This is a genomic window from Pseudomonas sp. GW821-FHT03A09 (assembly GCF_059421065.1).
The window spans coordinates 76910-102897 of sequence record NZ_JBWKUX010000012.1; the positions used below are offsets into that span (position 1 = coordinate 76910).

Annotated in this window: 22 protein-coding genes; 8 read left to right on the plus strand and 14 right to left on the minus strand. The window is 61.5% G+C overall.

Annotation, left to right across the window (positions count from 1 at the left end):
- Positions 1–48: 48 nt before the first annotated feature.
- Positions 49–495, plus strand: coding sequence for a hypothetical protein (locus AC07V4_RS20805; RefSeq protein WP_492638067.1), 447 nt, complete (start codon positions 49–51; stop codon positions 493–495).
- A 154-nt stretch (positions 496–649) separates the two neighbouring features.
- On the opposite strand, the gene AC07V4_RS20810 is transcribed toward AC07V4_RS20805, so the two are convergent.
- On the minus strand, positions 650–1081 hold the full coding sequence (locus AC07V4_RS20810; protein WP_492638066.1) for a GNAT family N-acetyltransferase: 432 nt from the start codon (positions 1079–1081) through the stop codon (positions 650–652).
- Positions 1082–1280: 199 nt separating this feature from the next.
- Here AC07V4_RS20810 and AC07V4_RS20815 point away from each other — a divergent pair, with 199 nt between their 5' ends.
- Positions 1281–2645 (plus strand): hypothetical protein, encoded by a 1365-nt coding sequence (locus AC07V4_RS20815; protein ID WP_492638065.1) that lies wholly within the window; start codon positions 1281–1283, stop codon positions 2643–2645.
- A gap of 157 nt (positions 2646–2802) precedes the next feature.
- Positions 2803–4206 carry a GABA permease gene (gene gabP / locus AC07V4_RS20820; protein ID WP_492638064.1) on the plus strand — a complete coding sequence of 468 codons (1404 nt, stop codon included), beginning with the start codon at positions 2803–2805 and terminating at the stop codon, positions 4204–4206.
- A 19-nt stretch (positions 4207–4225) separates the two neighbouring features.
- Here gabP and AC07V4_RS20825 read toward each other — a convergent pair whose 3' ends face one another.
- Positions 4226–5920 carry an AMP-binding protein gene (locus tag AC07V4_RS20825; protein ID WP_492638063.1) on the minus strand — a complete coding sequence of 565 codons (1695 nt, stop codon included), beginning with the start codon at positions 5918–5920 and terminating at the stop codon, positions 4226–4228.
- Positions 5921–6180: 260 nt separating this feature from the next.
- Between AC07V4_RS20825 and AC07V4_RS20830 the strand changes: the two genes are divergently transcribed.
- Positions 6181–6957, plus strand: coding sequence for an ABC transporter substrate-binding protein (locus AC07V4_RS20830; protein ID WP_492638062.1), 777 nt, complete (start codon positions 6181–6183; stop codon positions 6955–6957).
- A 348-nt stretch (positions 6958–7305) separates the two neighbouring features.
- On the opposite strand, the gene AC07V4_RS20835 is transcribed toward AC07V4_RS20830, so the two are convergent.
- The 12 genes from AC07V4_RS20835 to AC07V4_RS20890 all read right to left on the minus strand — a co-directional run bounded on the left by AC07V4_RS20835 (position 7306) and on the right by AC07V4_RS20890 (position 19485).
- Positions 7306–7899 (minus strand): helix-turn-helix transcriptional regulator, encoded by a 594-nt coding sequence (locus AC07V4_RS20835; protein WP_492638061.1) that lies wholly within the window; start codon positions 7897–7899, stop codon positions 7306–7308.
- Positions 7899–9032, minus strand: a complete 1134-nt coding sequence (locus tag AC07V4_RS20840; RefSeq protein WP_492638060.1) for an NAD(P)/FAD-dependent oxidoreductase — start codon at positions 9030–9032, stop codon at positions 7899–7901. Before AC07V4_RS20840 ends, AC07V4_RS20835 begins: the two co-directional genes overlap by 1 nt.
- Before the next feature lie 21 nt (positions 9033–9053).
- Positions 9054–10001, minus strand: coding sequence for an ornithine cyclodeaminase family protein (locus AC07V4_RS20845; RefSeq protein ID WP_492638059.1), 948 nt, complete (start codon positions 9999–10001; stop codon positions 9054–9056).
- 89 nt (positions 10002–10090) lie between these two features.
- The gene (locus tag AC07V4_RS20850; RefSeq protein ID WP_431753339.1) at positions 10091–11437 is read right to left on the minus strand and encodes an ATP-binding protein; all 1347 of its coding nucleotides are present in this window, start codon (positions 11435–11437) and stop codon (positions 10091–10093) included.
- Entirely contained in the window at positions 11413–12078 is a 666-nt protein-coding gene (locus AC07V4_RS20855) for a response regulator transcription factor (RefSeq protein WP_431753340.1), read from the minus strand. Before AC07V4_RS20855 ends, AC07V4_RS20850 begins: the two co-directional genes overlap by 25 nt.
- A gap of 73 nt (positions 12079–12151) precedes the next feature.
- On the minus strand, positions 12152–12580 hold the full coding sequence (locus AC07V4_RS20860) for a hypothetical protein (RefSeq protein ID WP_492638058.1): 429 nt from the start codon (positions 12578–12580) through the stop codon (positions 12152–12154).
- 23 nt (positions 12581–12603) lie between these two features.
- Positions 12604–13368, minus strand: coding sequence for a COG4705 family protein (locus AC07V4_RS20865; RefSeq protein ID WP_492638057.1), 765 nt, complete (start codon positions 13366–13368; stop codon positions 12604–12606).
- Between the two features lie 59 nt (positions 13369–13427).
- Positions 13428–14495 (minus strand): ABC transporter ATP-binding protein, encoded by a 1068-nt coding sequence (locus tag AC07V4_RS20870; protein ID WP_492638056.1) that lies wholly within the window; start codon positions 14493–14495, stop codon positions 13428–13430.
- Positions 14492–16057, minus strand: coding sequence for an ABC transporter permease (locus AC07V4_RS20875; protein WP_492638111.1), 1566 nt, complete (start codon positions 16055–16057; stop codon positions 14492–14494). The genes AC07V4_RS20870 and AC07V4_RS20875 overlap by 4 nt, the downstream gene beginning before the upstream one ends.
- A 27-nt stretch (positions 16058–16084) precedes the next feature.
- Positions 16085–17101: an iron ABC transporter substrate-binding protein gene (locus AC07V4_RS20880; RefSeq protein WP_492638055.1), complete on the minus strand. Its 1017-nt coding sequence runs from the start codon at positions 17099–17101 to the stop codon at positions 16085–16087.
- Between the two features lie 352 nt (positions 17102–17453).
- Entirely contained in the window at positions 17454–18815 is a 1362-nt protein-coding gene (locus tag AC07V4_RS20885; RefSeq protein ID WP_492638054.1) for a sensor histidine kinase, read from the minus strand.
- Complete coding sequence (locus AC07V4_RS20890; protein WP_431749068.1) at positions 18793–19485, minus strand: response regulator transcription factor; 693 nt, start codon at positions 19483–19485, stop codon at positions 18793–18795. The genes AC07V4_RS20885 and AC07V4_RS20890 overlap by 23 nt, the downstream gene beginning before the upstream one ends.
- Before the next feature lie 116 nt (positions 19486–19601).
- Here AC07V4_RS20890 and AC07V4_RS20895 point away from each other — a divergent pair, with 116 nt between their 5' ends.
- The 4 genes from AC07V4_RS20895 to AC07V4_RS20910 all read left to right on the plus strand — a co-directional run bounded on the left by AC07V4_RS20895 (position 19602) and on the right by AC07V4_RS20910 (position 25964).
- Entirely contained in the window at positions 19602–20270 is a 669-nt protein-coding gene (locus AC07V4_RS20895; RefSeq protein ID WP_492638053.1) for a response regulator transcription factor, read from the plus strand.
- A gap of 83 nt (positions 20271–20353) precedes the next feature.
- Positions 20354–21730 carry an efflux transporter outer membrane subunit gene (locus AC07V4_RS20900; protein WP_492638052.1) on the plus strand — a complete coding sequence of 459 codons (1377 nt, stop codon included), beginning with the start codon at positions 20354–20356 and terminating at the stop codon, positions 21728–21730.
- Positions 21727–22890, plus strand: coding sequence for an efflux RND transporter periplasmic adaptor subunit (locus tag AC07V4_RS20905; RefSeq protein ID WP_492638051.1), 1164 nt, complete (start codon positions 21727–21729; stop codon positions 22888–22890). The genes AC07V4_RS20900 and AC07V4_RS20905 overlap by 4 nt, the downstream gene beginning before the upstream one ends.
- A complete protein-coding gene (locus AC07V4_RS20910) occupies positions 22887–25964 on the plus strand; it encodes an efflux RND transporter permease subunit (RefSeq protein ID WP_492638050.1) in 3078 nt (1025 codons plus the stop codon). Before AC07V4_RS20905 ends, AC07V4_RS20910 begins: the two co-directional genes overlap by 4 nt.
- Positions 25965–25988: the final 24 nt, after the last annotated feature.

Consider the following 25988-nt stretch of genomic DNA (forward strand, 5'->3'; position numbering starts at 1 on the left):
TTGATTTTTGCTCGAAATAAATTTGTCCACTTTTTCTAGGTATGCAGCATGAATGATAAACAGATATATGAATTAGCCATTGATGACCTTGCTCGTTTTGGTGTTTGGTACTTTCCTATGGATGAGTCTGCGGAAGATGAGCTAACAGTCCGTCCTCTCCTTGATAAGGAAACTTGTACTGACGCTCAAATAATCGTTCGCGCTAGTTTGTTGGGGGGGGATGGTTCTAGTTACTTAGGCTATCTGTACTGGGATGGTGATGGGGAAGTTGAGTACCTAAAACCTGTCATTCTTCTTGAGGATGGCTCCTTTGTTACATTTTGGAATGGAATGGTTGAGCCTTCTTGGGCCGACTACTCTGCAAGAGCTCAAGAACTAAGGGGCGGACTTCCTTTGTCATATGTTTCAGAGCCTCTTCTCGAGCTGCCTAAAATTTCAGGAAGGCTTGAGGGACTATATTATTTAGAAGGGGATCACATTTCATGTGTAAGTTGATGATTTAAAAAGAGAAAATTGGCAGTTTTATTTAAGTTGATTGTGAAAAAGTCCTGGTCCTGGTGCCGTACCTGGCCCAGGCCGACAATCACCCGACGCACCACCAACAACCTGCCGCTCCCAAGTCGAAGCACCATGAAAGTCCCTTCTTCAATCAGCGAATGAATTTGACATACACAAGCTCGGAATCATCTTCATCCAGGTTTTCGATCCTCCCACTTGGCACAAACCCCGCCTTGGCAAGCATCGCCTGCGAAGCCATGTTGGACACATTGGTCGAAGCAAACAGCTTGGCTGTTCTACACGCCGCTTCGGCCGCTGCCAGCAGACGCAGCGCGATGCCCTGACGCTGGTGTTTCGCTGATACCACTACCAACGCGACAAAGCCTTGATTGAAAAAGTCATGGGTGAGGACCAGGTAACCCGCGCACTGTCCCGCTTCTGTGGCTACCAGGCACTGCTGGCGAATCACGGCGTCATTGATGAAGACGCGACGACTGGGGTGGGCCGTTGCGTAGCTGTCGAGTTCGATCAGTGCATGCACATCGTCGGGTGTGGCCTGGCGGATGAGTCCGTTCGTGTTCATTGGGTGGCTTTGTCTTTGGTCATCTGAGGCATTCCCAGCACTCGATTCAATTTGGCACCAGTCTAAGGCATAGCGCTTTCTACGAAACCCGGGGCGATTCACATCGAGCTACGGTTTTTAACAACTCTTCACTTTTAGCGTGTGGATGTTCCAAAAAACAAAGTGCTAATTTGCGCATTTTTCGGGGCGATGGAACGGTGTGAACATGTTGAAGGAAGTGGCCGTAAAACGGCCGTGCTCATTTATTTTCATCATGGCTTTTATTGCGTTGGCGGTACTGCAATACAAACCTGCGGTACTCAATTACACCACGCGCTTTGTCGACTTTGCCCAGAACATGCTCCAGCATGGGGTGACGCTGTTTCCCATCGCTGATGACCTGCAGCCTTATCCCGATTATACGGTGATGAATACAATCATCGTTTATCTGGTGTCCCTGCCATTTGGCCGTATTTCCATCCTCTCGATGGGTTTCCCTTTTTGCGTCGCCGCCGCCTTGATGCTGGTGTTCATTTATAAGCTAGGTGCGTTGCATGACAAAAAATGGGGCGCGTATGGCGTCGTATTCGCGTTGTTCACCTGGTCATTCCTGGACGGCGTAAATTCCCTGGCGCTGGATGTCTACCCTGCGCTGTTTACGGTAATGTGCTTTTATCTGGCCTATGCGGGAGAAGTGCACAAACAACGTTTCCGCTTGGTGCTTGTATTGGCGGGGCTCGCCCTCGGTTTTGCATTTCGTGGACCGATTGGCCTGATTGGCCCCGCCAGTGTCGTTGCCTCTTACTATCTGTTGAGTCGGCAGTGGCGCATGTTGGTGGTGTTCAGCTTGCTGGCGGGGCTGGTCCTGGCTACCGGTGTTGCCGTGCTGGCATGGGCTGCCTACTTGCAGGGTGGCGAGGCTTTTCTACACGAGGTATTGGTGATGCAAGGGCTGGGGCGGTTTGGCAGTGACCATGCACCCCGGTATTACTTTTACTTCTCGGCAGGTTTGCTGACCTATGGTGTAACGGCTTTCATTGCGGTGAGCGTTATCCTCAGGAAGGGCAAGCACTTCTTTGAGAGTACGCCTCATCCGGCCACGAGCATGCTCCTGTATCTCACTGGATGGCTCGTTGTCGTGATCGTACTGTTCACGATCCCGAGTTCGAAGAAGGCGCGTTACATACTTTCAATCACGCCGGCTATTTCGTTGTTGGCGGCCTACATTTTCGTAGATCGCAGCCAACTCTTCGCCAGAACCAGAGAAAGGTTGCTGAAGTTTTGCTTGAACCTGCCCGTTGTAGGCTTGGGGATGCTGCTGTTTGCCTTTGTTCATGGTCTTTATGCCGAGACGCCACTTCAGCCGAATTATCTAGGTGTGTTCACCGGCTTGATGGCTTTGGTTGCGATACGGCCTTGGATGGAGTCACGTCTCTGCACGCACCGACATCGTGAGTTCACGATCTGTGTTTTCGGGGCTATCGCCTTCCTGACCCTGGATATGTTTTTCTTCAACCCGATTACTTACCACCTGGAGCTGGCCGCCGAGCCCACACCCAAGTTCCTGCCTTATTGGTTCTGGTGAGGCGTTACTCCATGTCGATATCAGGCATCGAGGCGCCGTTATGAGGCTATTTTCGCGGCTTCCATGCCGCGTACTGTGACCTGTCATTAGGAAATGATGATCGCCTGACCCATGAGTCAGTACGTCTCAATGCCGATCACAGAGAACAAGAAAAACAATGAATAGCCTGAGTTCAAAGGATTCGAACAGCCAGTTGGCGCAGGGCTTCAAGCCTCGTCATGTGACCATGCTCTCCATCGCCGGCATTATCGGCGCGGGGTTGTTTGTCGGTTCGGGGCATGCGATTGCAGCGGCGGGGCCTGCGGTGATGCTGGCCTACCTGTTTTCCGGGCTGCTGGTGGTGCTGGTCATGCGCATGCTGGGGGAGATGGCGGTGGCCAACCCGGACACCGGGTCGTTTTCAACCTACGCCGACCAGGCCATCGGGCGCTGGGCCGGGTTCACCATCGGTTGGTTGTACTGGTGGTTCTGGGTATTGGTGATTCCCATCGAGGCCCTGGCCGCCGGGCATATCCTGAACCAGTGGTTCCCACAGATCGACGCTTGGCTGTATGCCTTGCTGTCGATCTTTTTGTTGGTGGTCACCAATTTGTTCAGTGTCTCCAAGTACGGAGAATTCGAGTTCTGGTTCGCCATGGCCAAGGTCGTCGCGATCATCGGTTTTATCGGCGTGGGGTTCGCCGTGTTGATGGGGTGGGTTCCCGAGCGTGAGGCCAGCGGGTTGAGCACGCTGATGGCGCAGCACGGCGGTTTTGCGCCGAATGGTTTGTCGGCGGTGGTCGGCGCTTTCATCACCATCATGTTCAGTTTTATCGGCACGGAAGCGGTCACCATCGCGGCGGCCGAATCCAGCAACCCGGCACAGAATATCGCCCGGGCCACGCGTTCGGTGATGTGGCGTATCGGTGTGTTCTACCTGTTGTCGATCTTCGTGGTCATTTCCGTGGTGCCGTGGAATGACCCGTTGCTGGCGTCGGTCGGCTCCTATCAGCGAGCCCTGGAGTTGATGAACATCCCCCATGCCAAGCTGATGGTGGATATGGTGGTGTTGATCGCCGTGGCCAGTTGCATGAATTCGTCGATCTACATTGCGTCGCGCATGCTGTTTTCCCTGGGCAAGCGCGGAGATGCGCCTGCCCTGATGAAAAAGACTTCGACGGCCAGTGTGCCCAGGGCGGCGGTGATCGCCAGTACGATCCTGGGGGCAGGGGTGACCTTGTTCAGCTACTTCATGCCGGCCGGGCTGTTCCAGTTTCTGCTCGCCAGTTCAGGCGCGATTGCGTTGCTGGTGTACCTGGTTATCGCCGTCTCACAGCTGCGCATGCGCAAGGTGCTGCGCCGCCGTAATGTCACGCTGACGTTTGAGATGTGGCTGTTCCCTTGGCTGACCTGGCTGGTCATCGCGTTTATCTGCGCCGCGCTGGCGACGATGATAGCGACCCCCGAACATCGTTTCGAAGTGTCGTCGACCATTGGCTTGGCCCTGATGGTTGCCTTGGTCGGGCTGATCACGGCCAAGCACCCCGAGCCGACGCGAGTGCCTGCTCCCTCACGGCCCTGAATGCCCGACCGGCATTGTGTCAGCCCTGGGGCTGCACAAAATCTTCCTCGAAGTGTTCGTGCTCGCCGCGTGTTTCACCCTGGCGGCGTAGCACTTCCATTTGGCGCAGTTCCACGCGGCGGATTTTGCCGGAAATGGTCTTGGGCAGTTCGCTGACGAACTCGATCCGCCGCACCCGTTTATAGGGCGCCAATTGCTCACGGGCGAAGGCCAGGATGTGCTGGGCCAGTTCGGCGTCGCCGGCGGCATCATGGGCCAGGATCAGGAACGCCTTGGGGACGGCCAGGCGCAAAGGGTCGGGGCTCGGTACCACGGCGACTTCCATTACCGCTGGGTGTTCGATCAATGCGCTTTCCAACTCGAACGGGCTGATGCGGTAGTCGGAGGCTTTGAACACATCGTCGGCGCGCCCCACAAAGGTGATGTAACCGTCGGCGTCGATCTGTGCGGTGTCGCCGGTGCGGTAGTAGCCGTCGCGCATCACTTCTGCGGTTTTCTCCGGGCTGTCTTCGTAGCACAGCATCAAGCCGAGCGGGCGGACCGTCAGGGGCAGGGCGACTTCTCCCTCGGTGCCGGGCTGGCCGTCAGGATCAAGCAACGCCACCTGGTAACCCGGCAACGGGCGCCCCATGGACCCTGGCTTGAGTACCTGGCCCGGCGTATTGCCCACCAGGGCGGTGGTTTCCGATTGGCCGAAACCATCACGCAGCGGCAAGCCCCACGCCTGTTGGATCTGTTCGATGATCTCCGGGTTCAGCGGCTCACCGGCGCCCACCAGTTCGCGCAGGTTCAGGCGCGGTTGGTAGCTGGCCAGGTCTTCCTGGATCAGCATGCGCCATACCGTGGGCGGCGCGCATAAGCTGGTGACGCCGTAGCGTTCCAGCGCGCGGAGCAGGGCCGGCGCGCTGAACCGTGCGACGTTATGGATAAAGATGCACGCCCCGGCATTCCACGGTGCGAAGAGGCAGCTCCAGGCATGTTTGGCCCAGCCAGGTGACGAGATATTCAGGTGCAGGTCGCCCGGTTGCAGGCCGATCCAGTACATGGTGGACAGATGGCCCACCGGATAACTCTGGTGACTGTGCAGCACCATTTTCGGTTTTGAGGTGGTGCCTGAGGTGAAGTACAGCAGCATCGGGTCAGTGGCTCGGGTTTGGCCTTCGGCCTCGAACGCCTCGGGGTATTCGAAAGCCGCACTGTGCGCGACCCAACCTGAAGGCGGCGAGCCCACGCAGATACGGCTGCAGCCGTCAGCCAGCCCCGCGAACTTGCCGATGTGGGCTTCGCCGACCACCAGGTGGCGAACCTGCCCACGCTCGATACGGTCACGCAAGTCATCGGGGTTCAGCAGCGCAGTGGCGGGGATGACCACGGCGCCGAGCTTGAAGGCGGCGAGCATGGTTTCCCACAGCGCCACATCGTTGCCGAGCATCAATAGGATGCGCTCACCACGACGCACCCCAAGGGCGCGCAAGTGGTTGGCGACTTGATTGGACCGTACCGCCAGTTGCGCAAAGCTGTAGCGCTGCTCGCTGCCGTCTTCTTCGACGATCCACAACGCATTGGCCGAATTGCCCTCGGCCATGGCATCGAAGTAATCCAAGGCCCAGTTGAATACGTCCAGCTGTGGCCAGCGGAAATCCCGGGCAGCGGTAGCGTAGTCAGTGCGGTGAGCGAGTAGAAAGTCCCGAGCGGCCAGGAAGGGCTGGGTCATGGTGGCTGTCCTTAATTATTGTTGTGGGGACTGGCCTCGGCTGAACCGAGAGGCTGGACCGAGTATAGGCACGCATAAATCAGAGCAGAACGCTCAAAAACACCACTGCGTTGTGCAAAAAAGTCATGGGTGGCGACAGCACCGAGGTGTGATTGACGATTAATACATAAAAGTCCAATATGGAATTATAAGTACAAAAAAGTTGCTTCACTTCGTTCTTCACTCTTGCCAAACCAACAACAACTTGCGAGAACACGACCATGAAGAAACGCTCCCTCGTCGCAGCCCTGGCCTTGGGCCTGATCGCTTCCAGCCACCTGCTGGCCGCCGAGAAAACCCTGCGCATCGGCATTGAAGCGGCTTATCCGCCGTTCGCCTCCAAAACCGAGGAGGGCAAGATCGTCGGGTTCGACTACGACATCGGCAACGCGTTGTGCGCGCAGATGAAAGCCAAATGCGTGTGGGTGGACGGTGAGTTTGACGGTCTGATTCCTTCCCTCAAGGTGAAGAAAATCGACATGGCCTTGTCGTCCATGACCATCAATGATGACCGCAAGAAGTCGGTGGACTTCACCCACAAGTATTACTTCACCTCGTCGCGCCTAGTGATGAAAGACGGCGCAGTGGTGGACGACCAGTACGCCAGCCTCAAGGGCAAGACCGTCGGCGTACAACGCGCCACCACCACCGACCGCTACGCCACCGAGGTGTTCGAGCCCAAGGGTATCAACGTCAAGCGCTACAGCAATAACGAAGAGATCTACATGGACTTGGCCGCAGGGCGCCTGGATGCGATCTTCGCCGACACCATCCCCCTCAACGACTTCCTGTCGATGCCGCGCGGCAAGGGCTACGCATTTGTCGGCCCGGAACTCAAAGACCCGAAATACGTGGGCGAGGGTGCCGGGATCGCGGTGCGCAAGGGCAACACGGCGTTGGTCAGCGAGCTGAACGCCGCCATTGACGGCATCCGCGCGAATGGCGAGTACCAGAAGATCTCGCAGCAGTACTTCAAGTCCGACATCTACGGCGACTGAATACAGGCCTGAAAACGGCATAGATCGATGTGGGAGCTGTCGAGCCCTAGCGAGGCTGCGATACAGGCGCTGCGGTGTAGCAGGTGGACCGAGGTGATCCTATCGCAGCCTCGCTAAGGCTCGACAGCTCCCACAGTTATTCGTGGGGGCCGTCAGCTCTTCAATTCTTTCAGGCGCCATGGCCCGGACATTTAAGTACAGGCCTGATAACGGCATAGATCGATGTGGGAGCTGTCGAGCCCTGGCGAGGCTGCGATGCAGGCGCTGCGGTGTAGCAGGTGGACCGAGGTGATCCTATCGCAGCCTCGCTAGGGCTCGACAGCTTCCACAGTTATTCGGGGTGTCTCGTCAGCCCTTCAATTCTTTGAGGTGCTTGTAGACCGTCGCCCGCCCCATGCCCAGCACATTGGCCACATAGTTCGAGGCGCTCTTGCCTTTGAACGCGCCTTCGGCGTGCAGGGCCAGTACCAGTTCGCGTTTGTGGTCGCGGGTCAGCAGGTTCAGGCTCAGTTGGCGCTCGCGCATCCAGGCGTGCAGGAACGTGTTGATGCGTTCCTGCCAGTCATCGCGAAACAGCGAGTCTGGCTGGGGAATCAGTTTGCTCGGCGACAGGAACAGGTCCAGCGCTGCCTTGGCGTTTTCGAACAGTGAAATATTCAGGTTGATGCACAGTACCGCGAGGCGACGGCCTTTATGGTCGTGCAACACGGTGCTCAGGCTGCGAATCTTCTGGCCGTCCCAATTGAGCTTTTCGTAGGGGCCGATATTCACGTCGCTGACGTCGCCGATGTCGCGCTTCGACAGGTTGTTGGCGATGTAGTCGACGGTCTGCGTGCGCAAGTCATGCAGCACCACTTCCGCGTGGGGAAAGAACAGCGTGGCGATTGCGTCGGCAATCGCACGGAAGTTCTGCATGACCTTGTCGTGTTCAGCGGTGTTCATCAATGGGGCTCCAGGCGGACGGGGGAGAGCATACCAGCGTCCAGGCCGAATCGCGTCAGCGGCTCGGGCAGTGGCGCGCCGCGTACCAGGGCGGCGCTGGCCTGGCCCATGGCGGGTGAGGTCTGGATACCATAGCCGCCTTGCGCCGCCACCCAGAACAGCCCGGGCACCTGGGCATCAAAGCCCGACAGCAAATCACCATCATGCACAAAGCTGCGCAGGCCGGCCCAGGTTCGGGTCGGGCGGCGGATGCTCAGGGTGGTGGCTTCTTCGATCTGGTAGATACCCATGGCGATGTCCAGTTCTTCGGGTTGCACATCCTGGGGTTCCACCGGGTCGGCGTTGGCCGGTGAACCAAGGAACATGCCGGCATCGGGCTTGATGTAGAACGCTTCGTCCAGGGCCACCAGCATCGGCCAGGCATGGCTGTCGACGCCCTCGGGCCCGGCGAAGATAAACGCCGATCGGCGCTTGGGTTGCAGACCGATGGACGCAGCGCCCGCCAGCCCGCCGATATGATCGGCCCAGGCCCCGGCAGCGTTGATGATAATCGGCGCGGTGAAGGTCGCGTCCTCGGTGCGCACCTGCCACAGGCCGTCGGCATCGCGGTTCAGGCCCAGGACGTGGCTGTCGGTACGGACTTCGCCCTGGTTGCGACGGATGCCACGCAAATAGCCTTGGTGCAGGGCGTCGGTGTCGATGTCGCTGGCGGTCGGGTCGTAGATAGCACCGTGGACTTTGTCACGACGCAGGATGGGCAAGCGTGCGCAGGCCTCGTCGGCATTCAGTTGTTCGACTTGCGGCACCGTGGCTTTGGCGCTGAGGTATTGGGCGTTCAGTTCGGCGGGGTCGTTGTTGAAGTCGACGGTCAGCTCGCCCCGTGGCGTGAGCAACGGGTGCTCGCAGAAACCCGCTGGCGGGTTGTCGAAGAACTCACGGCTGGCCAGGGTCAGCGCACGCACCTGCGACGTGCCATAGGCTGCGGTATAGAGCGCCGCCGAACGCCCGGTGGAGTGATAGCCCGGGTGGCTTTCCCGTTCCAGCACCAGCACTTTGCCGTGCTGCGACAGCCAGAAACCCGTGGACGCACCGGCAATGCCGCCGCCGATGATGATGAAGTCTGCATGGCTCATGAACATCTCCTTGAAAGGGATTCAGCGCTGGATCTGGTAAAGCGCGTTGGCCAGTGCCACGTCTTCCAGTCCCAGCCCGATGGAGCGGAAAAATACGTGGCGGTCGTAGTCCGGGCGCTGTGCCATGTCACTGAGCAACTCGGGCAGGTCGCCGACCACGGCGCGTTTATCCCAACCGTGCTGCTCGGCGGCCATCAGCATTTCGCCGGCCGCGCCCGGCGTGGTCTGACGATAGTCGCAGAACACATGCATGGCGTTGAGGCAATGGGGCGGTACTTCGTGGGCACGGGGGGCGTTGGTGCTGATGGAGGTAATCAGCGCCGGTTTGTCCAGGCGTGACGGGTCGATCACCGGGCCGGCCGACGAGGTGCACAGCAGGATGACGTCAGCATCTTGCAGGGCCGCCTCGCAGGATTGGGCGATAACCAGACGCGGGTCCAGCGCCTTGAGTTGGGCGTGGGTTTCAACGCTGGCATTGCCAAGGCTTGGCGAATACAGTCGGATGGTCTGCCAGTCCCGCAGGTTCTGTACGTAGCGCAGGTGCGCCTGGGCGACCTTGCCGCTGCCGATGATCGCCAGGCGCCGGGCGGCGGCAGGTGCCAGGGCATCCACCGCCAATGCCGTCGTGGCGGCGGTGCGGGCGGTGGTCAGTTCAGCCGCATCGCACAACAACAGCGGCTGGCCGGTGTGCATCGACATCAGCAGGGTCCAGGCCGTCACCAAGGGCCCTTGTTCGCGCACGATGTATGGCGAAGTCTTGACGCCGTACACCTCGTCAGCGGCCAGTACGCCCAGGTAGTTGATGAAGTCACCCGCTCCGTGCGGGAACTCCACCAACTGTTGCGCAGGCTGCACCGCTTGCCCGGCAGCCAGGTCGCGGAACAGCTTGTGCAGGATGTGAGGCACATCGATGTGCGCGAGCAATTCACGGGCCTGGGTCTGATTGATCACTTGAGGCGTGCTGGACATGGCTATCTCCGCATATAAACTAATTTGTCCATTATGGACTTTTAGTTCTGCCGAGCAATATCCGCACGAAAAAAAGCTACGGGCGTGTGTTACCTCACCAGCCACACCGTGACACACAACCCACGCTGCTCCACCTCATCGGTAAACCCCAACTGCACCCGCGCCCCGGTGCGTTCGGCAATCGCCTTGACGATCGACAACCCCAGCCCGGAGCCCGCCTCGTCGGTGCCCAGGCTGCGATAGAACGGGTCGAACACCCGCGCCTGTTCCTCCAGGCTGATACCCGGCCCCGAATCCTTGATTTGCAACTGGACCGCGTCAGGCATCGCCACCACCGACAGGTCGATTCGACCGCCCGGCGGGGTATAGCGGATGGCGTTATCCACCAGGTTCTTCACCAGGGTGAACAGGTCCATCGAGTTGAACAGCACTGGCACATCCACGGCACTGTCGACGCCGATGTCGATCTGCTTGGCGTCGGCCAATGGCAGCAGGTCTTCCAGCACTTGCCGATACACGGCATGCACCGACAGTTGGGTGGGTGCCCGATCCGCCGCCGATTGCGCCGCCGCCAAACTCAGCAGTTGGTCGATCAGCTTGCGACCACGCTCGATGCCCCGGGACAGCGGCAGGAAACGTTCGCGGGTCATCGGCGACATGTCGGTGGCGGCCAGTCGGTCGGCTTGCAGCGACAGGGCCGTCATGGGCGAGCGCAGTTCATGGGCGGCATCGGCCACAAAGCGCCGTTGGCTGTCCATGGACTGTGCGACGCGGGCCAGCAAACGGTTGATCGCCACCACAAACGGGCGCACTTCGGTGGGTAGATGCTGTTCATCAATCGGGTGCAGTTCCTGCTCGGCCCGCTGGTCGATCTCCGCTGCCAACGTACCAATCGGGCGGAACAGCTTGCGCACCAGGTCGCCCACCACCAGCAACAGCACCGGGAACAGAATCAGGAACGGCAGCAAACTGCGCCACGCGCTCTCGCGGGCGTCCTTGTCGCGGGCATCCTGTTCCTGGGCCACGGCAATGCGCTGGCCCTTGGACGTGGTGTGCACCAGCACCCGGAAGGCTTCGCCGGCCACTTCCACCGTGGACAAACCATCGGCGAGCGTGGTGGGAAAGGGCAGGGGCAACACCTCATCGGTGGTGCCGGTTGCATGCTGGCTGTCGCCCAGGTACTGGATGATCACCCGGGACTCCTCGTCATCACCCTCGATGGCCGGGCCTTGCGGGTAGTTCAAACTCATCTGCTGACGGTCGAACAACATGGCGACCTGGCGCAGGGTGTCGTCCTGTTGTTCATGGGTTTCTTCAAAGGCGGAGACGAAGGCAAACACACTGGCCACCAGCGCCACCAACAGAATTGCCAGGGACAAGGTCACCGACAGCCGCAGTTGTACTGATTCACTCAAACGCTTTTTGAAACCATCCATCCCATGCCCCTGACGTTCTTGATCACATGAGTGCCCAACTTGCGCCGCAAGGCGTGAATCAAGAACTCGATGGCGTTGCTTTCCACCTCATTGCCCCAGCCATACAGGCGGTCTTCCAATTCGCTGCGCGACAGGATCGCCCCCGGGCGGATCAACAAGGCTTGCAGCAACGCGAACTCGCGGCTGGAGAGTGCCACGCCAGGCTGTTCTTCGGTGCTGGCTTCTTTGGAGAGCAGGTCCAGCGAGACCACGCCGTTGCTCAGCGAGGAAGAGGCGCTGCCCCCTTTACGGCGCAGTACGGCGCGCATGCGGGCCAGCAGTTCGGGCATGTCGAAAGGCTTGAGCAGATAGTCGTCGGCGCCGCCGTCGAGCCCGCGCAGGCGGTCATCGAGGCTGTCGCGGGCGGTGATGATCAGCAGCGGCACCGGGTTGTTGCGCCCGCGAATGGTTTCCAGCACTTGCAGACCGTCCTTGCCGGGCAGGCCGAGGTCCAGCAGCACCAGGTCGTAGGGATGGGTGTCGAGGGCGGCCAGCGCCGTGAGGCCATTCTTGACCCAGTCGGCGGCGTAGCTCGCATCGCTGAGCGCGCGCTGGATGGCATCGCCAATCATGGGGTCGTCCTCGACCAGCAGTATCCGCATGTCTCTCTCCACACAAAAAAAACGCGGCGAAAGGATCGCCGCGTGTGTATTGAAGCACCTGTGCCGGCCAGCGTCAGCCTTTCATCAAATCGAAGGTCTTGAGCAGGTCATCCATCGAGGACGTGCAATCGGCCTGGTTCGGGTTGCCGTCACGCAAGGACGAGAGGGCACGGTCGATGGCTTTGTCCAACACATGCCAGTCGTTCGCGGCCCGTGGCTTGATACCGGCTTCGGCGGCGTCCCAGCTGGTTTCCAGGTCCTTGATACGGGCCTTGGCGCCGGCCAGGTCGTTCTTGGCGACCAGCGCGGAAACGTCCACCGCGATGCTGCGGAATTCGGACAGGTCACCCAGCTTCGACGCATGGGCCTGGCTGCTGGTCGGGCTGGCGTTGGTGGCGTCCTTGGGCTTGTCGGCCGGTTTCGAACAGCCGGTGGCAATGGTCAGCATGAAGATGGCCGAGGCGATGGCGGCACGGCGAATCAGGTTTTGAGCGATGCGCATGGGGATTTCCTTGGTGTCAGTGATTATTGAGTGATGGCTTTGCGGTTGCCGACGCTGATTTGCGCGACGGCCACCAGCAGCACGATGACGCAGAGGAACAGCGCGCTGGTCCAGCTGGCACCCATGCCCAGGCCGCCGTAGGTCTTGGCTTGGGTGAGCAGGTCGCCTAGCGAGGCGCCGAACGGTCGGGTGAGGATGTAGGCGATCCAGAAGGTCAGCACGCTGTTGACGCCCAGGCGCCAGGCCACCAAGGCCATTGCGATCAAACCGGCAAAGATCACCGCACCGAGGGTGAAGCCCAGGCCCAGCGCTTCGGTGGCCAGGTCACCGGCGGCGGTACCCAGGGCAAAGGTGCACAGCACCGTGGTCCAGTAGAACCACTCGCGCCGTGGGGTCACGATGTCGCGGATCGACAGGCTGCGTTCCGTGCGGAACCAAACCATGAAATTGAGTGCAAGCAGCACAGAGAAAATCGCCGTGCTGGCGTACAGACTCACGTCGAGTTTGTCGGTGAGGATATCGGTGATCTGGGTGCCGACGATGCTTACCAGCACCACGGTCAGCCAGTAGATCCACGGGGTGTAGGCCTTGGTGCGCATTTGGTAGAACAACGCCACCGCCAGCAGCGCGGCCATGCCGATGCTGGTCCAGCCGGCGCCGAAACCGGCATTGACGGCGAGGTAGTCCGCGCCGGTTTCGCCCACGGTGGTGGACAAGATCTTGATCACCCAGAATGACAGCGTCACCTCGGGTACTTTGTTCAGCCAGCGGGCTGCTGTGGCATTCATGGGGTGGTTCTCCTTGACTGCGCGGTGGTTGGCGCAGGGGAGAAGGTAAGCCCCGAAACTTAGCTGAGACTGAGCGCGACGTCTTTTTTCAGAATATGCGCCAGGCCAACCGTGGTGAGGTGCACCACGCTGCCGGTGGGCGGCGCCTGCAAGCCCGAACTGCGCACCAGGATCGCCTGGCCCGGTTCGCCCTCATGGGCTTGCAGCACCACTGTCAGCGTGCAGGTATTGCCGCCGAATTCGCGCTCGGTCACCACTCCACGGCAACCATCACCCTCGGTGACGCTCAGTTGCAGTTGCTCCGGGCGCAGCATGATTCGCGTGGCGTCGTGGTGGCGCTGGCTGTCGACGGGTACGCGCCCCAAGCCGCAGTGGGCCCAACCGGCCTCGACCCGGGCGGGCAGCACCACGGCTTCACCGAGAAACAACGCGGTTTGCTCATCGATCGGGTATTGATACAGGTCCATCGGGTGGCCCGACTGCACCAGCCGACCCTGGCGCATCACCGCCAACTGATCGGCGAACGACAGCGCCTCACTCTGATCGTGGGTCACCAGAATGGTGGTGATGCCCGCGTCGCTGAGCAGCCGCGCGACCATCTTGCGCATGGCCGAGCGCAAGCCGGTATCCAGTGCGGAGAACGGTTCATCCAGCAGCATCAGGCGTGGCTGTTGCGCCAATGCGCGGGCCAGCGCCACCCGTTGTTGCTGGCCGCCAGACAACTCATGGGGCCAGCGCCGGGCCATGTTGGCGTCCAGGGCCACGCTGTCCATCAGCTCGGCTATACGGTTGTCGCGGGCCTCACCTTTGGTTGCGAGGCCGAAGCCGATGTTGTCGGCCACGGTCATGTGCGGGAACAGCGCGCCATCTTGCGGCACATAACCGATCTGGCGTTGGTGCGCGGGCACGGCGCGGCTGGCGTCCACCAGCACCTGGCCGTTGAGTGTCAGGCTGCCGGTGTCGGGGAATTCAAAGCCGGCGATCATCCGTAGCAAGGTGGTCTTGCCTGAGCCGGACGGTCCGACGATCACCGTGCGGCTGCCCGTGGGCACCGACAGGCTGACGTCGGCCAGGGCGCGCTGGGTGCCGAAGGTCTTGCAGAGGGCGTGGAGTTCGAGGGCGTTCATCGGCCTGCCGTGCGTTTGGATTGGTGATAGAGAAGGCCGGTCAACGGCAGTGAAAGCAGGATCATGATCAAGGCATAGGGCGCTGCAGCGGCGTAGTCGATCTCGCTGGTCATCGCCCAGAAACCAGTGGCCAGGGTGCGCGTGCCGTTGGGCGCCAACAGCAAGGTGGCCGTCAGTTCATTGGTGATCGCCAGGAACACCAGGGCCGCTCCCGCCGCGGCGGCAGGGGCGGCCAGACGCATAGTGATCAGCCACAACGCGCGGCCCGGTGAACGGCCGAGGCTGCGTGCCATGTTTTCCAGCTCTACCGGTGCCTGGGCGATACCGGCGCGCAGGCTCACCAGCGCCCGGGGCAGGAACATCAGCAAGTACGCGAGCAGCACGGTGAGGGTGGTTTGGTAGATGGGCCGGGCGAAATGGATGGTCACCGTGACCAAGGCCAACGCGACGACGATGCCCGGTAGCGAACTGGTGATGTAGTTGCAGCTTTCCAGCACGCGCTGCAAACGCCCCGGCGCGCGGATCGACAGCCACGCAATCGGCACCGCCGCGCAGGTGGTCAACACTGCCCCGGCAATCCCCAGCAGCACGGTTTGTTCCAGTGCCGGCAACAGTTCGCCGAGCTGCCAGACCTCGCTGCCACCGGCGATCAGCCATTTGCCCAAGGTAACCAGGGGGACGCCCAGGGCCAGTGCGCAGGTTGCGATTTGCAAGCTCAGGGCGAGCAGGGTAGTGCCCTTGCCCAGCGTGACGGTGCGCTGTTCCCGGGCGCTGCCGGAACCCACTCGCGCATAACGCGCATGGCCACGTGCCGAGGCTTCGGCCGTGAGCATCGCCAGGCAGCACAGCGCCAACACGGCCGCGAGCATATTGGCGGCGGGGCCGTTAAAGGTGGATTTGAATTGATCGAAGATCGCCGTGGTGAAAGTGTCGAAGCGGATCATCGCGTACAGACCATATTCGGCCAGCAAGTGCAGGCCCACCAGCAGCGCACCGCCGCAGATCGCCAGGCGCAGTTGCGGCAGCACCACTCGCCAGAACACCGCCCAGGGCTTGAGGCCCAGGGACTCGGCCACGTCTTCGATGGCAGGATCAAGCCGGCGCAATGTCGCCGCCACCGGCAGGTACAGAAAGGGGAAATAGGCAATCACCGACACCAGCACACCGGCCGGCAAGCCGTGAATCGACGGCACCAGGCTGACCCAGGCGTAACTGTGCACAAACGCCGGCACCGCCAGCGGCGCTACCGCCAACAACGACCAGGCGCGACGCCCAGGCAGGTTACTGCGTTCGGTCAGCCACGCCAGCGCAGTGCCCAGCGCGATGCATAACGGCAAGGTAAACACCACCAGCAGCACAGTGTTGAGCAACAGCTCGCCGACGCGCGGGCGCCACACCAGCGCCTCGATCTGGGCCCAGCCGATTTGCCAGGACACGCCGATCACAAACGCGATTGGCAACAGCGCCAGCAGTGAAACCAGTACCGACAAACTGGTGACCCACGTGCCCCCACGGCTCTTGAATAAACCGTGGGGGCGTTTGCGGGGCGACGCGTGGGCGATGCCGGGTAGGGAGGGTTCAGGCAGCAATCAGAGCAGTCCGGCCTGGGTCATCAACTCAACGGCTTTTTTGCTGTTGAGCTTGGACGCGTCGACCTTTGGTGCATCCAGTTGCGCCAGCGGGGTCAGCTTGGGGTTGGACTGGGCGTTCTGGCCCACCGCGTATTCGAACGAGTTGCCGTCCTTGAGGATGGCCTGACCGTCTTTGCCGGTGATCCACTTCAAGAAGGCCTGGGCCTGTTCCTTATGTTTGCTGGAGGCCAACACACCGCCACCGGAAATGCTCACAAACGCGCCCGGGTCCTGGTGCTTGAAGTAGTGCAGTTGGGTGTTCTTGCTGTTCTCGCCGGTCTTGGACTGATCGACGAAGCTGTAATAGTGATAGATCACGCCACTGTCGACCTGGCCCGCGTTGACCGCTTTGAGCACCGCGCTGTTGCCACGGTAGATGCTCGCGTTGGCTTTCATTGCCTTGAGCCAGTCAAGGGTGGCGGCTTCGCCCTTCAGCTCCAGCACGGCGGCGACAATGGCCTGGAAGTCGGCACCGGCCGGCGAGGCAGCCCAGCGGCCTTTCCAGCTTGGCGAGGCGAGGTCCATCAGCGACTTGGGCAGGTCGCCTTCTTTCAATTTGCTTGGGTTGTACACAAACACCGTGGAGCGTGCGGCAATGCCGATCCACTTGCCATGGGCTGGGCGGTAGGCGCCATCAACCTGTTCCAGCGTGGTGGGCGCGACCGGTGCGAACAACCCCGCGTTGTCTACCAGCACCATGGCCGGGGAGTTTTCGGTGAGGAACACGTCAGCCGGGGAAGCGGCACCTTCCTGCACGAGCTGGTTGCCCATCTCGGTGTCGTCGCCATTGCGGATGGTCACCGGGATGCCGGTTTCCTGGGTGAACCCTTCAACCCACGCCTTGGTGAGGCTTTCGTGCTGGGCGTTGTACACCACGATACCGACCGGCTCGCTGGCGGCATACACATGGCCGGCGCTGACCAGGGCAGTGGCGAGCAGGGCTTTTTTGACAAACGAAGGAAGACGGGTGGTCATGCGGTGAGCGCTCCGGGTTTTTATGGCTGCACGGGAAATCCGCGAGAGGTCGATTGAGACTAGACCAATAGGAATCATTTGCATGTTGAAGCGCGGCGAATGTAGAGCTGGGAATGAGAAAAAAACGTCAAAAAAACGTGATAAATACCGTCGGTCGACGATCTTGAAAACAACGCACATTAACGGAGGAAGGGAGCAAGCCCCCACCTACCGCTTGAACATTGAAATGCGGTCGAAGTGGGAGGGGGCTTGCCCCCGATGACGGAGTGTCAGCCGACATCTACTTAGCTGGCCTACCGCTATCGGGGGCAAGCCCCCTCCCACATTGGATCCCCTGTGTCCTTGGAGATGATTACGCCTTGTTGGCCACCAATTCCACCCGGCATCCAGGCCCAGCATCGCTGACCGTCAGTTGCAGGTCATGCAACCGTGCCACTGCCGCCACCATGCTCAAACCCAACCCATTGCCTGGCGTATGCCGGCTTGCTTCGGCGCGGTACAAGCGACGTAGCACCGCCTGGCGTTCGGCTTCGGGAATGCCGGGACCGTTGTCCGTGACGTGAATGCCGACACCGGACGCATCGGCAATCACGCTCAGCCGCACCTGGCTATGGTCCGGTGAGAACTTGATGGCGTTGTCCAGCAGGTTGCACAGCGCATCGAACAGCAACTGCGCGTCACCCGCGATGATCGCTGGGGCTTGGCTGTTGTCGACGGTGAGCGTCGTGCCACGCTCTTCCGCCAGCGGTTCGTAAAGTTCGGCGGCATCGGCGGCGATCAGGTTGAGGTCTATTGGGGCAAAGTGGCTGCGGCGCGCGCTGTTTTCGATTTCGGAGATGCGCAGCAACGCCTTGAACGTCAACAGCAAACCCTTGGCTTCGCTCAGCGCGGCATCGACGCTGGCGGCGTAGTCGGTGGAGGCCATGTCGCGGCGTTGGGCGCGCTCAAGGCCGGCGATCAGGCGGGTAAGCGGGGTGCGCAGGTCGTGGGCGATGTCGTCGCACACGCCTTTGACTTCACTCATCAAGCGCTCCAGTTCATCGAGCATGCCGTTGACCACCAGGGCCAGGCGGTCGATGTCGTCGTTGTTGCCGCGCACCGGCAGGCGGCCGCTCAGGTCGCCTTCGATGATGCCCTTGATCGAACGGTTGACCTTGTCCAGGCGCCGGTGCGCCAGAAAACCCAGCCCCACCGCGCCCACCAGGCCGACCAGCAGCAACAGCAGACCGCCGGAGATCAGCGCGTTGATCAGCAGTTCGTCGAATTCGCGGATGTCGTGCACATCCTGGGCCACCAGCAGCAGCTTGCCGTCGTCCAGCCGGTGCACGATAAACCGTATCGGCCGGTGATGACCGTTGGCCCGCAGCCAGCGAAATTCCTGGGGTTTGTCCAAGGCCGTGTATGCCGGCAACTCACGAATCGCACCGGCAATGTACTGTCCTTGGGCATCGAACAGGCTGTGAGGCAGGCGGGCTTCGGTGTCTTGGGCGACGTGTTTGCGGATTTCATGCAGGCGCAGTTCGGGGTCTTGCGCGCTGCGGTTTTCCACCTGGCGATACAACGCGGTATCGGCCTCGGTCTTGAGATAGAACGCGGTCTGCCAATAGATGTAGCCGAACAGCGCCAGGAACGAGCAACCGAACAGGCCCAGGAACAGCAGCCCGGTACGGAAGCTGATGGTGCGCGGGATTTCACTCAGGCGTGCGAAGGACATAGCCGGCTCCCCGCACGGTGTGGATCATCTGGCCTTCGCCGTCGCCATCGATTTTGCGGCGCAGGCGGCCGATGTGCACTTCGATGACGTTGGTGCGCTCGTCGTAGCTGTAGTTCCATACCGCCTCGAACAGCATGGTACGGGTGATGACTTGGCCTGCGTTGCGCATCAGGTGTTCAAGCAGGGCGTATTCGCGGGGCACCAGGTCGATGGCGCGGTCACCACGGCGCACGGTGCGACGCAGCAGGTCGACCTCCAGGTTGGCCACGCGCAGATGGGTTTCCTGGGCCGGGGTCGACGGTTCGGCGCGGCGGCGGTTGAGTGCGTCCAGGCGCGCGGTCAACTCGATGAACTCGAAAGGTTTGGTCAGGTAGTCATCGCCACCGGCCCGTAGCCCACGCACGCGCTCATCCAGGGCGCTCAAGGCGCTGAGGATCAGCACCGGCGTGGTGGTGCCCGCCGCGCGTAATGCGGTGAGCACGCCCAGGCCATCGACGCCGCCAGGCAACATGCGGTCGAGCACGATCAGGTCGAAGGGCTCGCTCAAGGCTTTGAGCAGGCCGTCGCGGCCGTTCAGCACAGTGGTGACGGTGAAGCCGTAGTCGCTGAGGGCCAGTTCGATTTCGCGGGCGGTGGTTAAGTCGTCTTCAACGACCAGAACATGAGTCATGGCAAGAGAACCGGTCACGTCTTCAGGGCAGAGGTGGCATAGTGTGGCAAAGCCTGGGGCGGCGCCACGTTCCCGCCAGATAAATTAAAGTTTAGATTCGAGCCGGAGACGCAACCGTGCGCATTCTTGTGGTTGAAGACGATGAACAGACCGCCACCTATCTGCTGCGGGGTCTGAGCGAAAGCGGGCACGTGGTGGATGTGGCCGCGGACGGCACCAGCGGCCTGGGCCTGGCGCTGGAAGGCATCCACGATGTGCTTATCGTGGACCGCCGCCTGCCGGGCCTGGATGGTATTGCCTTGGTCAAGGCGCTGCGCGCGCGCCAGTCGCGGGTGCCGGTGTTGATGCTCAGCGCCCAGTCATCGACCCAGGACAAGGTCGAGGGCCTGCAGGCCGGTTGCGACGATTACCTGGCCAAGCCCTATGCATTTGCCGAAGTGCTGGCGCGGCTCGACGCATTGCTGCGTGGCCACGAACAATCGGGGCGCACCTTGAACGTGGGCGAGCTGCAACTCGATTGTGCCACCCGCACGGCCGTGCGCCAGGGCCGCAGCATTACCTTGCAGCACCGCGAAGCTCTGTTGCTGGAAAAACTCATGCGCCACAGCGGCCAGGTGGTGACCCGCGACATGCTGCTCGACAGCGCCTGGGACTATGATTTCGACCCCAACGACAACGTGATCGACAAACACATCCACCGCTTGCGGCGCAAATTGGATGAAGGCTTCGAGTACTCGCTGATCAAGACCATTCCGGGCGCCGGCTACAGCTTCCAGGCTTCCTAAACAAAAGTTTATCTACCGACGAACGCCCTGGCAGGCACCTCTCGCTATCTTCGCCGCATTCTTTAGCGGGGGATCGCGTGCCCATGTCAGTTGCAAGAAATTCTTTTTGGCTCGTCGGCCTGCTATTGCTCGGCGGCTGTTCGATGGTGCCCGCGTATCAAACGCCCAGCTTGCCCCTGGCGTCTCAATGGGACGCGGGCAAGTCGGCAGCGGCGCAGGGCGGCAACTGGTGGCGGGAGTTCCACAGTGCTGAACTGGAGCAACTGATTACCCGTGGCCTGTCCGGCAATTACACGCTCCAGGCCGCTGCCAGCCGCATCGATCAGGCGCGCGCCTCGGCTCAGGTAGCGGGTGCTGCGCAGTACCCGGCGTTCAACCTGGGCGGTAATTACCAGCGCCAGAATAACTACGGCACCACAGCCAAGCGCAGTGTGTTTGCCCAAGCTTCCTATGAGGTGGACTTCTGGGGCAAACAGCGCGCAGCGGCGGATTCGGCCGACGCACTGGCCAAGGCCACGGTGTTCGACGCCGCCACCTTGCGCATGACCCTGAGTGCGAGCATCGCCGACAGTTACTTCCAAGTGCTGTCCCTGCAAGAGCGTCTGCGCCTGGCCCAGTCCATCGCCGACGACGCGCGCCAAGTGCTCGACCTGGTGGAGGTACAGGCCAGCCAGGGCGCCGTGTCCAACCTGGAGGTGGCCCAACAGCGCAACGCCATGCAAACCTTCGAGGCCGCCATGCCGCCGCTGCGCCAGCAACGCGATCAGGCGCTGTATCAGCTGGCGGTACTGGTGGGGGCACCGCCTGAGGGTTTCCATCTGCAAGGTGAGGGGCTCAAGGGCCTGCAAGTGCCGCAGCCGGCCACGGGCCTGCCGATTGGCCTATTGCGTCAGCGCCCGGACATTCAGGCCGCCGAAGCGCGTCTGGTGTCGGCCAACTTCGACGTGGGCGTGGCGCGCGCAGCGTTTCTGCCCAACCTGTCCCTGGACCTGCTGGGCGGCATCGACACCCTGGCCGGTGGGCAAATCTGGAGCGCCATCGGCACCCTCAGCCAGCCGTTGTTCCAGGGCGGCCAGCTCAAGGGCCAACTGCATTTCGATCAGGCCCATGTGCAGGAGCTGACCGCCAGCTACCGCGAGTCGATCATCGAGGCCTTACAAGACGTCGAGACCCAACTGAGCGCCGCTCGCGAGCTGGACAAGAGCTACACGCTCAACCAGGCCGCTGTCGATTCGGCCCGCGAAGCCGCGCGCCTGGCCCAGGTGCGTTATCGCCTGGGCTCCACTGACTTCCAGACGCTGTTGATCGTTGAACGCACCCAATACCAGGCCGAAGACAGCCTGCTCCAGGTGCGCCTGCAACATCTGCAGGCCGCCGTCGGCTTGTTTCGCGCCTTGGGCGGGGATTTTGCCGCCGCCCGCACAGTTTCCCAATCTCTTGTACAGGTGACTCAGCCATGAGTGTCTTGAATTCCCGTCATCGTCTGGTGCTGGGCGCCCTGATTGTGCTGTCGCTGGCCGCCGTGGCCGGTGGCGTCCAATGGATTCGCCGCGCCCAGGCCGCACCGTTGCCGGTGGAGGTGAGCGCCGTGCCGGTGCGTCTGTCACCGGTCAGCCGCCAGGACCTGCCGATCTGGATCAGCGCCATCGGCAACGTGCAGGCGCTCAACAGCGTGAATGTGCGGGTGCGGGTCGACGGTGAAGTGCAAAAGATTCTGTTCAACGAGGGCCAGATGGTTACGGCGGGCAGCTTGCTCGCGGTGATCGACCCGCGTGTGTATCAGGCGCAAGCCGCCCAGGCCCAGGCGCTGGTGGCCAAGGATCAGGCGCAACTGGCCAACTTGCGGGTCAACCTCGACCGTGCAAGCAAACTGGCCGCCGCCAAGGCCGGGCCGACCCAGGACGTGGACACCTTCCGTGCCCAACTCGCCGCGCAACAGGCGACGGTGCAGGCCGACCAGGCGGCGTTGGACAGCGCACGCCTGCAATTGGAGTTCACCCAAGTCAAGGCACCGTTCACTGGACGTACCGGCCAGCGCCTGCTGGACGTCGGCGCCATTGCCCACGGCGCCGAGGCCACGGGGTTGGTGACGATCACCCAGATGAACCCGATTTCGGTGGCGTTTGCCGTGTCCCAGGATGACTTGGCACAGATACTTGAAGAGAACGCCAAAGGCGCGTTGCAAGTGGTGGCGATGACCCGCGACGGTCGCCAGGCCATTGCCGAAGGGCGTTTGAGTTTTATCGACAGTCAGGTCGCGGCTGCCAGCGGCCAGGTGCAGCTCAAGGCACAATTCGACAACGCCGCCGGCAAGCTGTGGCCGGGTGAACTGGTCAGCGCACGCTTGCTGGTGCAAACCCGCCAGGACGTCACCGTGGTGCCCGCCGAGGCCGTGCAGTTCGGTCGCCAAGGCAATTTTGTGTACGTGGTGGGCGACGATCAGCGTGTGCAGCCCCGCCCAGTCGACGCCGGCACCGTGGTCGACGGCAAACAGTGGATTCGCCAAGGTCTGAGCGCTGGTGAAACCGTGGTGGTACAGGGCCAATCCCGCATCGCGCCGGGCGTCAAGGTGATGCCGGCCAACACCGACAATGCTGCGCTGGCGGAGGCCAAACCATGAAAGGCCTCGCCGGTTTGATTCAACGCCGCGTCGGCCTCAGCCTGTTGGCGGTGGGCGTGATGCTGCTGGGCGCGTTTGCCTACTTCCAACTGCCGGTGGCGCCGTTGCCGACCGTGGATTTTCCGACGATTCAGGTCACTGCCAAACTCTCCGGTGCCAGTGCCGAGACCATGGCCTCCTCGGTGGCAACGCCATTGGAGCGGGCGTTTGCCGCGGTGCCGCAAGTCACTTCGATGACGTCCTCCAGTGCGGCCGGCAAGACCCAGATCGTCCTGCAATTCGACCTTAACCGCGACATCGACGGCGCCGCCCAGGACGTACAGACCGCGATCAACACGGCCACGCCGAACCTGCCGAAAACCATGTCCAGCGCGCCGACCTTCAACAAGGTCAACCCGGCCGAAGGCACCGTGTTGTCCCTGGCGGTGACATCGCCCACGCGCACTTTGCCGGAGTTGGATCGCTACGCCGACAACTACATTGCCCAGCGTCTGTCGCAAATGCCGGGCGTGGGCCTGGTGGACTTCCACGGCGAGCAGAAGCCTGCCGTGCGCGTACAGATCGACCCCGACGCCCTGGCCGCCCGTGGCCTGACGCTGGAAGATGTGCGCAGCGTGATCGGCGTCAGCACCCTCGACCAGCCCAAAGGCAGCCTCGATGGGCCGAGCCGCTCTGTCACCCTCGGTGCCACCGACCAGATGCTCGACCCGCAGCATTACCGTGATCAGGTCATCGCCTACAAAAACGGCATGCCGATCAAGCTGGGCGACCTCGGCCGGGTGATCGCCGGGGCAGAAGACACCCAGCAAGCCGCGCAACTGGGGCGTGAACCCACGGTGATCGTGGATATTCACAAGCAGCCGGGTTTCAACCTGCTGTCGACCATCGCCACGCTCAAGGCCAAGCTGCCGGAGCTCACCGCTTCGTTGCCACGTGATGTGCAGGTACAGGTGGTCGGTGACCGTACGCAAACCATCGAAGCCTCGGTCAACGACATGCAATTCACTTTGCTGCTGTCCATCGCGCTGGTGGTGGTGGTGATCTTTATCTTCCTGCGCAAGGCCACGGCCACCCTGATTCCCAGCTTGACCATCCCGCTGTCCCTGGTGGCGACGTTTGGCGTGATGTACCTGTTGGGCTACAGCCTCGATAACCTGTCGATCATGGGCCTGGCGATCGCCGTGGGCTTTGTGGTGGACGACGCCATCGTGGTCATGGAAAACATCGTGCGCCACCTGGAGATGGGCAAGTCACGCTTGCAGTCGGCAGTGGATGGCTTGCGCGAAGTGGCGTTCACCATTGTGTCGATGACGGTGTCGTTGATCGCGGTGTTCCTGCCGATCCTGCTGATGTCGGGGATCGTCGGGCGTTTGATGCGCGAGTTTGCGGTGACGGTCAGCGTGGCGATCATCATGTCGTGCATCGTCTCGCTGACCATCACACCGATGCTCTGCGCCTGGCTGCTCAAACCCCATGCCGAGCAAGCAGAAGGGCGCTTCGCCCAGGCCTGCGAGCGGGCGTTCACACGCTTGCACGATGGCTATCGGCGCAGCCTGGATTGGGTGCTCGACCACCAGCGCATCACGTTGGCGGTAGCGATTGCCACTCTGGCGGCCACGGCGGTGCTGTATGTGGGCATTCCCAAGGGCTTCTTCCCGCAGCAGGACAACGGCTTGATCCAGGGGGTGGCGGAAGCTGCGCCGGACATCTCGCCGCTGGCCATGCGTGCCCAGGTCAACCGCGCTGCCGAAGTCATCGGCCAGGACCCGGCGGTGGCACGGGTGTACTTCTGGATCGGCCCCAACCCGACCGTGAGCCAGGGCAAGGTGATGATCAACCTCAAGCCTTTCAGCGAGCGCACCGCCAGTGCCGCTGAAGTGATCCGGCGCCTGCAACCGGCGCTGGATCGCCTGGATGGGGTGAAGGTATTCATGCAGGCCAACCAGGACATTCAGATCGGTGGCCGCGCCAGCAAGACCCAATACCAATACACCCTGCAAGACCCGGACAGCGTCGAGCTGGACCATTGGAGTGGCGTGCTGCTGGCCAAGCTCAAGACCTTGCCGCAGTTGCAGCACGTGACCTCGGACCAACAGCAGGCCATCGCGCAATCGACCCTGGTCATTGACCGCCCGACCGCAGCGCGCCTGGGCGTGACGGTGCAGGCGATTGACGATGTGTTGTACGACGCGTTCGGCCAGCGTCAAGTCGCGACGATGTTTACCCAGCTGGACCAGAACCATGTGATTCTCGAACTCGACCCGAGTTGGCAAACCTCCACCGCCACCCTGGAACACCTGTTTGTGCGCGCCAGTTCTGGCGCACTGGTGCCGCTCAACTTGCTGGCGAACGTGCAGACCGAGCAGGTGCCGATCATCATCAACCACCAGGGCGTGTTCCCGGCGATCACCTTGTCTTTCGACTTGGCGCCCGGCCAGGCCTTGAGCAACGCGGTGGATGCGATCAACCAGGCGAGCCTGGCGGTGGCGATGCCCGACACGGTGGTCGGCAGTTTCCAAGGCACCGCCCAGGCCTTCCAGGATTCGCTGAAGTCGCAGCCGTGGCTGATTCTGGCGGCGATCCTCACGGTGTACATCGTGCTCGGTGTGCTTTACGAGAATGCGATCCACCCGCTGACGATCATCTCGACCTTACCGTCCGCCGGGTTCGGCGCGTTGCTGGCGCTGATGCTGTGCGGCCAGGACTTGTCGGTGCTGGGTATGATCGGCATCATCCTGTTGATCGGCATCGTGAAGAAAAACGCGATCATGATCGTCGACTTCACCTTGCAGGCCCAGCAGCAGGGGTTGTCGCCCCGCGAGGCGGTGCGTGAAGGCTGTCTACTGCGCTTGCGGCCGATCCTGATGACCTCGTTGGCGGCGTTGTTGGGGGCGGTGCCGCTGGCGTTCGGGCATGGGGCCGGCTCTGAATTGCGTCAGCCACTGGGTATCGCGATTGTCGGCGGGTTGGCGGTTTCGCAGATTCTTACGCTTTACACTACGCCTGTAGTCTATCTTTGGTTCGAACGTCGGCGTCGCAAGGCACTACCCGACACCTCTGGTATTGCAGTTTGAACGCGGCAGTGGAACCTCGTATGG